The organism is Vallitalea sediminicola (genome assembly GCF_054408565.1).
Genome location: NZ_BTPT01000017.1, coordinates 58,868 through 75,575, shown reverse-complemented (window position 1 = coordinate 75,575; position 16,708 = coordinate 58,868). Strand labels below are relative to the sequence as shown.

The 16,708-nt window shown below is 30.3% G+C and carries 13 protein-coding genes; 9 read left to right on the top strand and 4 right to left on the bottom strand.

The features are described from left to right. From ACX6CF_RS07715 to ACX6CF_RS07690, 6 genes are all read left to right on the top strand, one after another. On the top strand, nucleotides 1-1,753 hold a 1,753-nt coding region (locus ACX6CF_RS07715; RefSeq protein WP_458784738.1), incomplete at its 5' end, for a LysM peptidoglycan-binding domain-containing protein. 171 nt (nucleotides 1,754-1,924) lie between these two features. Further along, nucleotides 1,925-5,332 (top strand): DUF6240 domain-containing protein, encoded by a 3,408-nt coding sequence (locus ACX6CF_RS07710; protein WP_458784737.1) that lies wholly within the window; start codon nucleotides 1,925-1,927, stop codon nucleotides 5,330-5,332. A gap of 43 nt (nucleotides 5,333-5,375) precedes the next feature. Continuing rightward, entirely contained in the window at nucleotides 5,376-5,513 is a 138-nt protein-coding gene (locus ACX6CF_RS07705; protein WP_458784736.1) for a hypothetical protein, read from the top strand. Nucleotides 5,514-5,722: 209 nt separating this feature from the next. Continuing rightward, complete coding sequence (locus tag ACX6CF_RS07700; RefSeq protein ID WP_458784735.1) at nucleotides 5,723-7,498, top strand: flagellin N-terminal helical domain-containing protein; 1,776 nt, start codon at nucleotides 5,723-5,725, stop codon at nucleotides 7,496-7,498. Between the two features lie 51 nt (nucleotides 7,499-7,549). Continuing rightward, entirely contained in the window at nucleotides 7,550-8,026 is a 477-nt protein-coding gene (locus tag ACX6CF_RS07695; protein ID WP_458784734.1) for a flagellar export chaperone FliS, read from the top strand. A gap of 166 nt (nucleotides 8,027-8,192) precedes the next feature. After that, entirely contained in the window at nucleotides 8,193-8,771 is a 579-nt protein-coding gene (locus tag ACX6CF_RS07690) for a MerR family transcriptional regulator (protein ID WP_458784733.1), read from the top strand. A gap of 62 nt (nucleotides 8,772-8,833) precedes the next feature. On the opposite strand, the gene ACX6CF_RS07685 is transcribed toward ACX6CF_RS07690, so the two are convergent. The 3 genes from ACX6CF_RS07685 to pflB form a co-directional block, all read right to left on the bottom strand. Then, nucleotides 8,834-9,004, bottom strand: coding sequence for a DUF362 domain-containing protein (locus ACX6CF_RS07685; RefSeq protein WP_458784732.1), 171 nt, complete (start codon nucleotides 9,002-9,004; stop codon nucleotides 8,834-8,836). 145 nt (nucleotides 9,005-9,149) lie between these two features. Beyond that, nucleotides 9,150-9,887, bottom strand: coding sequence for a pyruvate formate-lyase-activating protein (gene pflA / locus ACX6CF_RS07680; RefSeq protein ID WP_458784731.1), 738 nt, complete (start codon nucleotides 9,885-9,887; stop codon nucleotides 9,150-9,152). Between the two features lie 37 nt (nucleotides 9,888-9,924). Continuing rightward, complete coding sequence (gene pflB / locus ACX6CF_RS07675; RefSeq protein WP_458784730.1) at nucleotides 9,925-12,156, bottom strand: formate C-acetyltransferase; 2,232 nt, start codon at nucleotides 12,154-12,156, stop codon at nucleotides 9,925-9,927. Nucleotides 12,157-12,620: 464 nt separating this feature from the next. On the opposite strand from pflB, the gene ACX6CF_RS07670 reads away from it, so the two are divergent. Further along, nucleotides 12,621-13,334, top strand: a complete 714-nt coding sequence (locus ACX6CF_RS07670; protein WP_458784729.1) for a GntR family transcriptional regulator — start codon at nucleotides 12,621-12,623, stop codon at nucleotides 13,332-13,334. Nucleotides 13,335-13,639: 305 nt separating this feature from the next. Continuing rightward, nucleotides 13,640-13,846 (top strand): DUF1858 domain-containing protein, encoded by a 207-nt coding sequence (locus tag ACX6CF_RS07665; protein WP_458784728.1) that lies wholly within the window; start codon nucleotides 13,640-13,642, stop codon nucleotides 13,844-13,846. Between the two features lie 60 nt (nucleotides 13,847-13,906). Here ACX6CF_RS07665 and ACX6CF_RS07660 read toward each other — a convergent pair whose 3' ends face one another. Beyond that, nucleotides 13,907-14,563 (bottom strand): adaptor protein MecA, encoded by a 657-nt coding sequence (locus tag ACX6CF_RS07660; RefSeq protein ID WP_458784727.1) that lies wholly within the window; start codon nucleotides 14,561-14,563, stop codon nucleotides 13,907-13,909. A gap of 811 nt (nucleotides 14,564-15,374) precedes the next feature. On the opposite strand from ACX6CF_RS07660, the gene ACX6CF_RS07655 reads away from it, so the two are divergent. Beyond that, a complete protein-coding gene (locus ACX6CF_RS07655; RefSeq protein WP_458784726.1) occupies nucleotides 15,375-16,649 on the top strand; it encodes an adenylosuccinate synthase in 1,275 nt (424 codons plus the stop codon). The last annotated feature ends 59 nt before the right edge of the window (nucleotides 16,650-16,708 follow it).

Below are 16,708 nucleotides of genomic sequence, written 5' to 3'. Positions count from 1 at the left end.
AACAGACTGGACAGAAAATGCGATAGAGGATGCAACAGATTGGACAGAGAATGCAATAGAGGATGTATCAGAATTTATGGATGATGTGTTAAAAGATAATCCTGAATTAAGTGAACTTGATTTATTACCTGTTCTAAATATGGATGTTAGTACAGCAACAAATGTACAGACTACAGAAACAGGCATTTTTACATATGGGAACAATGTTAAAGATAAAAAATTACCATTTGAAGCAGAAAAGAATTTAAAGAAAGCATTAAAAGATATAGGTCTTACTGAATATTGGAGTAACTTCGTAGTCACAGAAGTGTCAGAAACATCAGGAGACATTAACATAGGAGAATATGTAGCTAATCTGCTTCCTTATTCATTTGCATATGGGGACAAAGTAGCAGGTGCCATCAATGATGAATTAAAAGATTATACATTAGTTGATATCGATCCATACAAAGATGGTATTGTTCCAAGTGATACAGTGGATGGAATGAATTTTACATATACCATTAATGGTGACAAAGCTAATCTACAAGGAAATTATATGGTAGTGATAACAGGGCTTAAATATGGTGTTAGGGATGATTTTTCAGTTGCAATCAAAATTGGAGATACTGAGATACCTACTGAAAAAAGAGCGCTTAATAAGGAAGAAGTTGCTTTTGTAGCAACAATTAACAATACAGAAGCTAAGGAACTTCAAGTAATCTATAAGAATGAATTTGAAAAACCAGCAGATATAGCTTTTGAGATTGCTGACGGAATACAAGATGGAATAAATGCATTAGTACCATTTGGAGATCCAATAAGCAATAGTTCCAGGAATAAAATAAAGAACAGCATTAATGATATAGTATTCTACATGGAAGATACAAAAACTGATAAAAAAGGTAATGCTAAAACAAACAAAGATGGTTCTGAGAAAAAAGAAGTTAGTGAAGTATCTATTAATGATGTTCTAGGTGATGGTGATGTTGGTGTAATAATTACTGATATGATTTACAAGATACCTGGACTAGGATCGATTATCAAACCTATCTTAAAAATATCAGGTGGAGACGATAAATTAGCAGAAATCATTAGGGATGCAATTGGACAAGCGGAAGTAAAATCATTTGCAAATCTTAAAAATGGTAAAATATATATCAAGACTTTTAATACTGTAGAAGCAATGGAAACAGAGATTAAAAATAATACTTCAAAATCTAATGTTGATCTGCAAGATTATAAAAAAGAAGAAACTGAAGATGTTGAAGGTGATGTAGACGAAAGTATTATTGATATTTTACCTGATGATAATGAAGGTAATGAAAATACAGCTGATGAAAATGCAGATTCAGTGATAATTGATGATGCAGACATGGAAAAAGAACAACCTGTTGAAGAAAATCAAATGCCAACTTCTCTTGTAATCAAGCAATATGATACAGTTGGGAATATTTCATTAAGATATTATGGCGATTATTCAATGAAACAAGCAATCTATAATGCTAATAAAGATTATTTCATAAAAACAGGAAACAAACTAAATGTTGGCGATACATTAGTTCTTCCAGAACCAGCAAAATGTTTACCACCTGTTGAAGATGAGAACACAAAAATATATGTAGTCAAATCAGGAGATACTTTAGCTAAGATAGCTAAACAATTTTATAAAAATGCTAAGGAGTATAATAAAATACTTGAAGCGAATAAAGATGTAATAAAAGATGTTAATAAAATATATGAAGGACAAATATTAGCCATACCAGTAAAATAATAATTTAATATATCGTCAAAGGGGAGACAGAGAAATCTGTCTCTTTTTTAACTTATAGGAAAATCTTTGGTGGGAACGATGCATATCCTCTTTTATTTTTCAGTCTCATAATTAAAGGATAAATGCCGATATATAAAATAACGATTGAATCAAAACGGAGTTGATTAAGCTATGAACACTATATGGGATGTAACAAGTACTACATTCAAGATTGATGATTCTAATAAGAAAATCAATTACAATAAAGATAATGTTGAAGGACTTGTAAAAGATAAAAATGAAAAAGGTACATTGATAGAAGTTATGGGAAGAGATATCATGGTTCCCGGTAATATTGAAATAAAAGAAAACATAGGAGAAACATGTAGTTTTCAAATAGAAGAAACTAAAGGAGATAAGATTAGTTTGAAATATGTTTCTAAGGAAAAGGAAATGTCAAAAAGAAATAGTAGAATAACATCTTTTAGAGATATCTGGAACAAAAATACACCTATGAGTAAAGAAATGATGGATATAATCACATCCATGCAAAATAAAGATAAGAATACTATAGATGAATACCAAGATATAATAAATAACACCAAAAAACAAATTGAGATACTTCTATCAAAAGTAACAGATGATGATATAAAAAATCTTATCAGCAAAAGTTATAATCTTGAAAAAATCACCATAGATTTATTTGAAAAAATAGTATCCAAGAACAAATCAGCAGTAAAGAACGATGATACTAAAAAGATAAAAGAAGAGATTAATAAAGAGATTGAACGTTACTCCAAAATCTTTGGTAGTAAAGAAGAAATAAAATCCATAATAAGCAAATTAAAAGAAAAAAATCTGCCTGTTAATGAGTATAATATCATGAAAATAAGAAGTGCACTCAATAAATATGATGCAATTAAACAATTGAAAGAAGAAGCAATACTCAATGTACTTAAAAATAATATAGAATTAACAGTAGAAAAATTATATGAAGCCAAATATACCAGTGGAAAATCCAATGATGTTTCTAATGGTGGTAATAGTTCATATGGTAATAATCCAAATGATCAAAATCAACCTATAACAAATGATGAATTAAAAGCATTAGAACCACAGATTAAAAACATACTTAAGAATAACGATATCAATCCAGATGATAAAACCATAAAAGCTGCTAAAACTTTAATTAAAAGCGATATAGAAATAGATAAGGCAAATATTGAAAAATACCTATACCTAAAAGACATAGAAAAAAATATGGAGCCAGAACAAATAATGGATAAAGCAGTTGATAATATTATTAATAACAAAAAAATAGATGATATTGAACTAACTAATAATATATCCAAGGGCAATCAAGGTGTAGAAGAAAACAAATCATATATGATAAAAGTTAAAAAGACTATAGATAACTTGCCTAATGTAAAAGATGAAGATCTTAAAAAACTTATAGTCAAGGGAAAAACAATTAATCTGGATAATCTGGAAAAAGAGTCCGAGAATAAGGTTAATAACGAAGAAAAAGAAATTAGATTACCCGAAAATCAACAAGAAAAATACATAACAGCTAAGAGACAGCTTGAAGAGATTAGACTAAAAATGACTATTGAATCAGCCAATAGAATGATGAATAACGGAATAAAGATTGATACAGCACCGCTGAACCAAATTGTTGAAGAACTTAAAAACCTAGAAAAAATTAATATGAAAAATGAATTATCATCAGTAGGAGTAAATACTACAGATTCTAATATAAATAAAATGAACCAAGTATTAGAAACAGTTGAGGCAGCAAAAAATACATCTACCAATATACTTGGACAAGTAATGAAAAAAGCAGTAGACTTCACATTAAAAGGTATAACAAGTAATGATAAAAACGTTACATATAAAAGTAATATGTTACAAGATATGTATGATAAATTAGGTACTAAACCAAGAGCAGATCTTGGAGATAGTATTAAAAAAACTTTTAATCAGCTAGAAACGATCTTAAAAGATTTAAATATAGATATCAACCCTGAGAATATAAGGGCTGCTAAAATTTTAGCCCACAATGAAATGGATATTTCAGAAAGTAATATTAATAATATAAAGCTGATGGATCAACAAGTAAACATTGTGTTGAACAGACTTCATCCTAATATTGTTGCACATATGATAAAAGATAATCTATCACCAATAGAAATGAATATTAATGAAGTTATCGGTTACATGAATGATTTTGATGAATTTATTGGAGAAGATCTAACAGATAAAATTGCAACATTCATAAATGAAATGGATAAAGACAAAAGTCTTACTGAAAAAGAAAGAAAAAGCATGATAGGTATTTATAGAATGCTTAATACCATATCCAAATCAGAAGGAAGAGCAGTAGGATTCCTAGTCAAAAAGGATATGAACTTGTCGCTTAATAACCTGATGGAAGCTGCAAAGTATTTGAGAAAAACTGGAGGAAAACGTACAGATATCAATGTCAATATTGATGATAATTTCGGTGCACTAGAGAACTTGAAATATGATAGTGAATCCATTCGACAACAGATACAACAAGCATTTGAAAAAGCTGGTTTTGAGGTTGATAAAAGCAATATAAAACTTATGGAAAGCATAGAAGAGTTTCAGTTACAGATAACCAAAGATAATATCATTGATATGCAGTATCTCGAAAATAACATTAAAGAATTAATTAGAAAATCATCTCCTAATAATCTGAAAAAGTTATTAGAAGAAGATGGAATAATGGATAAACCAATAGAAGAGATATTGAACATGATAGATGAAGATAGTGAAATTAGGGAGTTGAATACACACAAAATAAGAGAACAACTTAACCAAGTGAAAAACACATCTTCTGAATCCATTAGATTTTTACAGAAACTACAACTACCTGTTAACCTGAAAAATCTTAATACTATAAGTACTTTATTGCAGGATAACAATGAGTTAAGTAATAAGCTGAAAAATCTTATGGGAGAATTTAATGATACAGAGATTAATAACAAAATAACAGAAACTTTTAGCGGTATATTAGAACGTCTCGCCAATGGAGATGAAATAACAAATATCTACAGTGAAATACAAAAAGAATTAAACGAGATTAAAGGAGAAGCATTTGAACTTAATCCAACTAAGAGACCTATTCTAACTAATGATTTAAATGATATAAATAGGGTATTAGATATGAACAAAGAGCTGGAAGATAAAGAAGATTATGTTCAGATACCAATATTATTGAATGGCGAGATGACTCAACTTAACATGTATTACATAGATAAAGATAAAACTATTAATGAAAATTCTATGAAAGTACTGTTATCTCTTAAAACCAAAAATCTAGGAATAGTCAATTCATTAGTTAAAATGAATGATAAAGAAATAGAAATAAATATATCATCTACCATGGCTAACGAGACAAAGTATTTGATGGATTATAGTAAAGAACTAAAGGTAATGATTGAAGATATGGGTTATAATGTATCTGCAATAAAATACGATATTCCACAGATTGAAACACCTTTGGAGATTAAACAGCAGGTAATTAATAGTTCATCTAAGGATAATACAATGGGTAATTTTGAAATGCTCATATAAACGATATTATGGGTAATATATAGGTGGTTAATGCCTACAAGGAGTGGTTAATATAGAAACTACAAAAATCAATGAAATTAAAAAAAATCAACCTAATGGCGATATTTATATATTGGCTAAGAAGCTAGCAGAATTTATAGGTAATTTAGATGAAAAAAAGAATCATAACAATGATGAATAATGACTAAGGGTTTTATCAGAGTATGTCTAAATAAATTCTAAAAAAAGTCGATAAAATATATGTAACTTAATAAAGGGCAGTGTTTTAATTATATAAAATATATAAATCATAAATATTGATTTAATCATAATAAGTAACAGTAGTAATGATAAAGATTTTAGAAAATTGGAAAGTAGAACTTTCTTATATAATAAAAAAGGGGTGTCACAATGAGAATCAATCACAACATACCAGCACTTAGGGCTTTACATCAATTAACAATGAATAATTCTAAATTAGATAAATCATTGGAAAGGTTATCATCAGGGCTTAGAATTAACCACTCTTCAGATGATGCAGCTGGACTTGCTATAACTCAAAAAATGGATACGCAAGTAAGAGGATTAGAGCAAGCAAAAAGGAATACTATGGACGGCATATCTCTTATACAAACTGCTGAGGGCGCACTAAATGAAGTACATTCAATGCTTCAAAGAATAAGAGAATTATCAGTACAAGCTTCTAATGGTACATATGATGACAAAGATAGAAAAGCTATTCAAGAAGAAGTAGGACAGCTACAAAAAGAGATTCAGAGAATATCTGATAATATCGAATTTAATGAAAGAAAATTATTGAATGGTGAGATTGATAGAAGAGCATTTCCTAACTTTGATAATATTGCTCAGATAGTATCCTTATCAGATACGGTTGAACCAGGTGATTATAAGTTGAATATTATATCTGATGCAACAAAAGCTAATATAACATCAACAGATACTTGTAAAGATATTACGAAGGATGGAATAATTAGTCTTAATGGAGAAGAAGTAAAAATATATTCAACCGATGATGAGAATATGGTATTTTCTAAGTTAAGAGGATTAGCTGAAAAAGTAGGAGTTAATCTGAAGTCAATAGATAGTTCGGGTGCTTCAACTAAATTTAAGCTAGATGATACTGTAAAATTGCAATTTGAATCAAAACAATATGGTTCGGATTTTAAAGTAGATTTAAAAGGTTCGAATGATGTATTAGGTTTTCTTGGTTTAGGTATACAGACTGTTACAGGAAAAGACGTAGAAGCCAGTATTGATAATGAAAATAGTGATTTTTCTCCAACAGCAACAGTATCTACCAAAGGGAATATTGTAACTGTTAGTGATATTAATGGGTTTGAGATGAAATTTGAAGCTGTTGAAGGTAGAGTAGAGAATAATGAAGCGTATATAGCTGGCACAGGTGTTGTAGTAGGTGTTACGACAGAGCAAAAAGATATTTATGTAAAATCATTTATGAGTGCTTTAGGTAGTGGTAAGAGTATAGCTGATGCACAATCTTACGCTCATTCAACTAGTAAAATACCATCTGGAGGTACACCTGATATGTCAGGTGTTAATGATGCAATATTAACAGAAGCATGGGATGTTGCAGATAGTATATTAGGGTCTCCGGGATCAGATATTATCAAAAGTCATTTGGGTAAAACAGATAATGAAATTATTAATACTATAGCTACAGGAGCAATAACTACAAAAACTGCTAAAAAAGCATTAGATGCTTATAAAGCAGTATTATGTAATCAAACTAACATCAGCGTCCTAGACGCCGGTCCATTAGACCTCCAAATAGGTGCTAATGAAGGACAATTCATGGAAATTAGAATACCTAACTTATCACCAAAGGCATTAGGAATACATACACTTAATCTTTCAACTGCAGATGGTGCACAACTTGCAATAGGTACTGTAGATGATGCAATCAGCCAAGTATCAGGTATTCGAGCAAAACTTGGAGCATATCAAAATAGATTAGAACATACTGTTAACAACTTAAGTGTAGCTTCAGAAAGCATGACAGAAGCTATGTCTCGTATTCAAGATGCAGATATGGCATATGAAATGGCTCAATACACTCAGAGAAATGTTATAGCTCAAGCTGGAACTTCTATGTTAGCACAAGCTAATCAAAGACCACAATCTATCCTACAATTATTGCAAGGATAAAAGGATTATAGCAAATAGCAGTATTTATTATATCCCGAAAGGAATGTTATAATGGTAGAAGATACAGTGAAAATATATCAGAATAAAGTTATTAATGCAGGTAGAGAACAACTATTAATAATCACATATGAACTATTTATCGGGGAGCTTGATAAATCTATTGAGGCTATTGATAATCAGGATGAAGATACTTATAACCAATCCATGATCAAAATCCACAAATTACATAGAGAGTTGACGGATACCTTAGATATGTCCTATGAGATATCAAGGAATCTATTATCCCTATATATTTATATGAATAAAAAACTAATAGAATCTTCAATCCAATTTAATAAAGAACCATTGATAGAAGTTAAGAAAATAGCCAATATATTGCTGGACGGTTTTAGAGAAGCTTCAAAGGGACAAGACAGTCAATCTCTTGTGAAAAATTCTCAGAAATTATATGCTGGGCTTACATATGGAAAAGGCACACTTAATGAAACAATAATAAATGAAGTTGAATCTAGAGGTTTTAAAGCATAGAAATATAATAATATTAATGGAAAGATGCTGATGTATTGGACAGCATCTTTTTTCATTCTTAACCTATTAAGATTATTTTCTCAAAATACTTAAAAGACTTGAACTATTGTAAATATATGGTATAATAGTAATCAAATGGAAATAATTTACAGATAGGAGGGGGAACATGGTGGAAGTGCGTTATATTATATCGGATGCATCAAAACAATTGGATGTAGAACCCCATGTGCTTAGATATTGGGAAGAAGAATTAGAGCTTAATATCCCTAGAAATGAACTTGGACATAGATACTTTCGAGATGAAGACTTAAATATATTAAAAAGTGTAAAAAAACTAAAAGAACAAGGTCTCCAATTAAAAGCTATTAAAATGTTGTTGCCTGGAATTCTAGAAGAGGACAAGCTCTGTGAAGAAGAGGAGACCCCTAATAAAGAATTACAGAAAATATCTAAAGCAGTTCCTATGGAAGTATCTAAATCGGGAAGCAGTAAGGTTCAGCAATTTCAAGAATTCTTGCAAAGTGTCCTTGAAGATACATTAAAAGAAAATAACCAGATATTAAAAGAACAACTAACAAAAGAAGTATCAAGTGAAGTTAGATTTTTATTGGAAGAACGTGAAGAAAAGGAAGAAAGGAGATTCAAAAAGCTGGATGAAACTATGAGAGAAATGCAAAAAATGAGACAAGAAACAGCAACTTCATCAAATAGAAGATTTTTTAGATCAAAAAAGGCAAAGGGGTAGGGTATATTTTAATATTAAAAAAGGAGCTATAGTAGCTCCTTTTTAATGATAAGTAATAGTTATTATTCTGCTTGTGGAGCGTCTACTGGACAAACACCAGCGCAAGCGCCACAGTCAATACAAGTGTCAGCGTTGATAACATATTTTGAATCGCCTTCTGAAATAGCGTCTACTGGACATTCTGATTCACAAGCCCCACATGAAATACATTCATCATTAATTACGTATGCCATATTATAAGCACCTCCTGATTTAATTTATAAAACTTACAGCTACATTTTAATATATTAATAGCTATAATACAAGCATTAAATTAAAAAATTAAATTAATTTAATCTAATGCTTATTAACTTAATTTAATTACTAAAAAGTTATTAGTCAGTTAGTAACAACACCTAGATTGTGTTCTTTGATAATACTCATTGCTTTAATAACTTCTTCTTTAGTTGGTTCTTTGGTATTTCCAAGTTCGTAATTATATCCCAGTTCTTCCCACTTGAATTCACCCATTTTATGAAAAGGTAGAAGTTCAATTCTATCAATATTACTAAAATTACTTAAAAAGATAGATAGGTTCTTTATATGTTCTTCATTATCGCTTAATCCAGGAACCAATACATACCTTATCCATACAGGTTTATTTATTTCACCTAAATAGTTCATAAAGGATATAGTAGGATCTAGAGATACACCTGTTATATTTTTGTATGCATCAGTATCATAACATTTAATGTCTAGAAGTACTAGATCAGTATAATCCAGCACTTCTTTAGTTGTGTCATTAAAGATATATCCAGAGGTATCAACAGCAGTATGAATACCTTCTTCTTTACATCTTATAAATAGTTCTTTAACAAATTTTCCTTGAAGCAATGGTTCGCCGCCTGTAACGGTAACACCACCACCAGAAAATTTCATATATGATTTATATTTCTTGATCTCTGTTATTAATTCTTCTACTGTCTTTTCTTCGCCATCACCTAGTTCCCAAGTGTCTGGATTATGGCAGTATTTACATCGTAAAGGGCAGCCTTGCATAAAGATTACAAATCTTATCCCAGGTCCATCTACAGTGCCACAAGTCTCGATAGAATGAATTTTCCCTATTACACTCATTGTAATAACCTCCTTAGGAATGGCTTAACATACTGTTTTATGCTCTTTCATGGAATGTTCTATGAATTACATCTAATTGTTGTTCTCTTGTTAATTTGATGAAGTTAACGGCATATCCAGAAACCCTTATTGTTAATTGTGGGTATTTTTCTGGATGATCCATAGCATCTATCAATGTTTCTCTATCAAATACATTAACATTGATATGATGACCTTTATCATGGAAATAACCATCTAGTAGACCTACTAAGTTAGATACTCTAGTTGGTTCATTCTTACCAAGTGCTTTTGGTACGATTGAGAATGTATAAGAGATGCCATCTTCTGAATGCTCATAAGGTAATTTTGCTACTGAAGACATGGATGCGATAGCTCCATTCTTATCACGACCATGCATTGGGTTAGCACCTGGAGCAAATGGATCTCCACCTTTTCTGCCATCTGGAGTACTACCAGTTTTCTTACCATATACAACATTAGAAGTAATAGTAAGGATTGACATAGTAGGAACTGAATCTCTATATGTTTTATGTTTCCTTAATTTGTTCATGAAGTTTTCAACTATTTCATTGGCAATATTGTCAACTCTATCATCATTATTACCATACGCAGGATAACTATCAGCTTCTACTTCATAATCCACTGCTAATCCTTCTTCATTTCTGATAATTTTAACTTTGGAGTACTTTATAGCTGATAATGAGTCTGCTACTACTGACAATCCTGCAATACCACAAGCTGATGTTCTTAGGACATCTTTATCATGAAGTGCCATCTGCAATTTTTCATAACAGTATTTATCATGCATATAGTGAATAATATTTAGTGTGTTGATATATAACTGTGCCAACCAATCAAGTATAGCATCAAATTTTCTTGTTACTTCATCATAATCAAGATATTCGGATGTAACAGGAGCGAATTCTGGTCCAATCTGATCTCCAGATTTTTCATCTCTACCACCGTTAATTGCATATAGTAATGCTTTTGCTAGGTTAGCTCTTGCACCAAAGAACTGCATTTGCTTACCGATTTTCATAGCTGATACACAACAAGCAATACCGTAATCATCACCATACCATACTCTCATTAAATCATCATTTTCATATTGAATGGAACTTGTATCAATAGAAATTTTTGCACAGAATTTCTTGAAGTTCTCTGGTAATCTTTCAGACCATAAAACAGTCAAGTTAGGTTCTGGTGCTGGTCCTAGATTATTTAATGTATGAAGAATCCTAAAACTATTTTTAGTTACTAGAGTTCTTCCGTCAATTCCCATTCCACCAATTACTTCTGTAACCCATGTTGGGTCTCCAGAAAATAGTTCATTGTAAGAAGGAGTACGTAAGAATCTAACCATTCTAAGTTTCATAACAAATTGATCCATCAATTCTTGAGCGTCTTTTTCAGTTAGTACATCTGTATTTAAATCTCTTTCAATATATATGTCTAAGAATGTGGAAACTCTACCTAATGACATTGCAGCACCATCTTGCTCTTTTATTGCGCCAAGATAGCCATAATATGTCCATTGGATAGCTTCCTCAGCATTAGATGCAGGTTTGCTGATGTCATGTCCGTACATAGCCGCCATTTCTGTTAATTGTTTTAATGCATTTATTTGCTCAGATATTTCTTCTCTAAGAACAATGACATTTGGTTCCATGAAATCCATTTCTAATTGTTTTTTCTCTTCTTTTTTACCAGCAACTAGAAAATCAGTACCATATAGAGCCACACGTCTATAGTCACCAATTATTCTACCTCTTCCATAAGCATCTGGCAACCCTGTAATTATACCTGAATGTCTTGCTTGACGCATGTTATCAGTATAAGCATGGAAAACACCATCATTATGAGTCTTTCTATACTTTGTGAAAATTTTATCAGTCTCTTTGTCAAGTTCATAACCATAAGCGTTTAGAGCGTTTCTAACTACTCTAATACCACCATTAGGCATTATACCTCTTTTTAAAGGTTTATCAGTTTGGAATCCAACAATCTTTTCTAAATCTTTGTTTACATAACCAGGACCGTGAGATACTACAGATGAAGGCACTTTTGTTTCTGCATCCAATATACCTTTTTTATTTTCTTCTTTTGTCAGCTCGGATACTTCTTCCCAGAGTTTTGTTGTGTTTTCTGTAGGTCCCTCTAAGAAAGAATCGTCACCATCAAATGGTTTATAGTTTGTTTGGATAAAATCTCTTACATCAATATTTTTTTCCCAGTTTCCAGTGTTAAAATTTTTCCAATAATCTTTCATGGTCAATGACCTCCTTCTAGATTTATATTAATAAAATACAGTTACCAAAGTTAATAATTGCTATAATTATTATTAGCTATATATATTGAACTTAACCATCTATACATTATTTCAATGAATTCGATATATCTTTCTTGATTATATAAGTTGAATAGATATCTAAATAATTGTTGGCTATATAGCAATTATTGAATTCAACGTTTATAAATAACAAGAATCAGTAAAAACATTTTCAATGGGTTTGAAACTTTAGTAGTTTATAAAGTATACTTTTGTGTGAGTAAAATACTCTGTATAATTTATAGCCTTATTATATATGGATACTGTATACACGTCAAGACATTTTTACAAAATAATCATTATTATTTAGTAAAAGATATTGGCAAAAGATATTGAACTTAAAAAAATAGAATGGTAGAATGTATATATAATCTAAAAATGGTAAGGAATTTGGGGTGAAGATAATGGAGAAAATAGAAACTAAGTATCAAAAAATTAAAAAAGATATATACTGTAAGATTAATAATGGAGAATTTAAATCAGGGGAAAAGATACCATCAGAGAGGAAACTTTGTGAATTGTATAATATCAGCAGGATGACTGCAAGACAAGCGATTAATGAGCTGGTAAAAGAAGGTATAGTATATAGGGAAAAGGGCAGAGGTACTTTTGTTTCATCACCTAATTTTCTCCAAAGAAATGTTAAGAGTTTTACGGATACCTTAAGAGAAAGAGGGTTTAATCCTAGTACCAATATCATTGAATTTTCTACAGTTTATAATCTTAGAGATATTAGCAATATTATGGAAGTACCCTATGATACAAAATTTTACAAGCTAAAAAGATTAAGGCTGGGTAATGAGCTTCCTATGGCATTAGAAACAGTATATATACAAAAAGATAGATGTCTGGGCTTACATAAATATGACATAAGCAAATCTTTATATGAAGTTTTAGAAGAACATTATGGATATAAAGTAGAGAATATTTCTTGTGATATTGATGCTTGCATCGCTAATAATATAATGATGAAAGTATTTAACATGAAAAAAGCTAGAGCATTATTAAAGATAACAGGTATAAGCTATACTCAAAATGGGGAAAAATTATTTTATGAAGAATCTTATTATAGACCAGACTTATATAAATACCGTGTTGACATTTATAGAAGAACCTAAAATAATTACAATAATTTTATTGTAAATAATTAGAATTTATATTATAATTAACTAAACTTTTCCACCTTTAATTTAATGCAGTTAAATTAAGAGTTATAGGTTTGGTTCGCAGAATAAAAAGATAGAAGAAACACCTATATTTTTATTCTTCAAAGCCTTTTAATTAGCTTACCAGCATAGAATATTGAAGTGGAAAAGTTGAGTAATTAATTAAAATTTGATGTTGGTACTTCAAATTTTTAGCAACAAAATACTTCAGATTAGACGTATATGACGACTAATACTATTAAAAGGAGGTAAATGCTATGGCAAAAGTAACTAAAGACATGATAATTGCTGATATAATTGCAGTAAATCAAAACATTATTCCTATTTTAATGGAAGCAGGTATGCATTGTATTGGTTGCCCATCTGCTCAAGGAGAAACACTAGAAGAAGCAGCTTTTGTACACGGAATGGATATAGATGAACTAATTAACAAAATCAACTCTTTTTTAGAATCTAAAGAGTAAATACAAGATAGATATAAAATAAGGTACCCTTAGGCATATAATAGGGTACCTTATTTTTGTTTATAAATTAGACAATATTTGAATTGCATTATTTTTTATGATAATTTCATGATGTTCTTCGTAGAATACTTCCATTATATTAGTAGCAGGTACTTTATTTCCGTATTCTGATAAGAAACCGTTAAGACCTATAAAAGCATCATTTTCATTATCTGATTTGTGAATAACAAGATAATATTCATTAATAGTTTCGTCTTTATATAATGAATTAAGACCATCATAAAGTGGACTTATAATCTGGGCTACTTTAATCACTTCGTCAAGCGATTTAAAGGAATAAATAATCTGTTTTGTATTAAGATTAATTTCTTTGTTAGCTGTTTGGTCGTTATTATCTGCAACTTCTTTTTTCTTAAAATTACGTATGTTTTGCTGAGGAATAGAAGCTAATTTGTCGTCTAATTCGTCAGGATTATCAACTTTAGTAATTATTAACATTATACTTTCTTTTGAAAGGGGTATTGCCTCAATCATTAAAGGTACATTATCAGCTTCGAAACCAAATTCATCTGAAGCTTGTGCCATCATGTCTTTAAATAATTCTTGTGTCTTCTCAGTCCCATATGCAAGTTCGCTAATTTTAATCTGTCTTTTTGTCAAATCAGTTTTACTTAAAGTACATCTAATCTGAGCATTACTTACCTTTTCAATTTTCATATTATCACTTCCTTAATACTTGACCTATATATGCTTAAGTTTTAACCTAGCACATATCCTTTAATCATTTATATATTGAATTTGATGTGACAAATAATTAATAAAACTCAATATACATTAATTGCTTGCCTACATATTAAAAAAGAAAGTTACAATCTAATATACTTTTATATGCAACTCACATATTATCTCTTATGTATAGTATAATAGAAAGTGGGGTAAAATGTAAAGAGGATATTGCTGTCATTTTATAAACGAATGTTTTTTAAAAAAAATAAAAAAATGTTCGAAAACTATTGATTTTATTTTCTGTTTCTGTTAAAATTTTAGAGGATTATGTTTATTAATTCCTATTTGTTGCTATAGAAAATTATTCTATTAATTATATGAAATATAACTAATTTCATCTTATATGAAAGTGCTACTAATTAAGTATATGAAAAGAAAACTTTCCTAACGACTGAAACTTCTTACGGAAGAAGAGGTATAGATTCTTTTCTTGTATGAGTTAATGAAAATATTTTATAGAAGGTGTTAGTATGGGTAATAATAAATATGATGTAATTGTTGTTAATAGTGTAAAACAGTGAAATTGTATTAAGAGATGCCGTACCAGGTAATTTTAGTCTGGTACTTCCATATAGATTTTTTATTATACGGGGTGGACATCACGTATAGAGTTAACTAATAATTTTGAAACTGGTATCAATAATCTATTGTAGCTGGTGATGGTGCAGAGTCAACAAGAGTATAATACTGTATCATTTATCATTACTGCAAAAACAATTCTCTCTAGAAAGGGGAAATAAATATGTCAGCAAAAGTAATTATAGGAGCCCAATGGGGCGATGAAGGAAAAGCAAAAATCATTGATATTCTATCTGAACAATCAGATGTGGTAGTACGTTCTCAAGGTGGAAACAATGCAGGTCATACAGTAACAGTTAATGATGATGTTTATAAATTTCATTTAGTACCATCAGGTATTCTATACCCAGGAACATTATGTGTTGTTGGTAATGGTGTTGTTATTGACCCAAAAGGTATTCTAGAAGAAATATCATTATTACATAGCAAAGGTATTTCTACTGATAGTTTAAGAATAAGTCTTAGAGCTCATATAGTAATGCCTTATCATAAAACTCTTGATGGTATTAAAGAAGAATACAGAGGTAAGAGTGATATAGGAACTACCAAAAAAGGTATCGGTCCATGTTACATGGACAAAGTAGAACGTTCTGGTATAAGAATGTGTGATTATCTTAATCCAGAAATATTTGAAGCAAAAGTAAGAGAAAATGTAGAAATCAAAAATTCTATTATCAAAAATGTATATAAAGGTGACGTTCAATTTGATGCAGATGATGTAATTGAAGAATATAGAGGTTATTTAAAACAACTTGAACCATATTTTGCAGATACTACAGTCATTGTATTTGATGCAATCAAAGAAGGTAAAAAAGTATTATTTGAAGGTGCTCAAGGTACTTTACTTGACATAGACCTTGGAACATATCCATATGTTACATCATCACATCCAGTAACAGGTGGTGTTTGTGTAGGAGCAGGAGTTGGACCTACTTTAATTGACGATTGTATAGGAGTTATGAAAGGTTATGTTACAAGAGTAGGAAAAGGACCTTTTCCAACTGAGTTATTTGATGAAATGGGTGAACAAATAAGAAATATTGGACATGAATTTGGTACAACTACTGGAAGACCTAGAAGAACAGGATGGTTTGATGCTGTAATCGGTAAATTTGCGGTTAGAACAAGTGGTCTTACAGCTATTGCACTTAATAAAATTGATGTATTAGCTGACATTGATAAAGTTAAGATTTGTGTTGCTTACAAGAAAGATGGCGAATTAGTAAAAGAATTCCCTGCAAGCCTTGAAGATTTAGCTAAATGTGAACCGGTATACGAAGAAATGGATGGTTGGGGAGATATCACTAACATTCGTTCATATAATGAGTTACCAGAGACTGCAAAAGCTTATGTTAAGAGAGTAGAGGAATTATGTGGTGCTAAGGTAACTATGGTTGGAGTAGGACCTAACAGAGATCAAAATATTTATGTAGATTAATTTAATATTGCTATAACAATCCCATTAGATTAGGCAGGAGATACTTGATGTTGAGTATT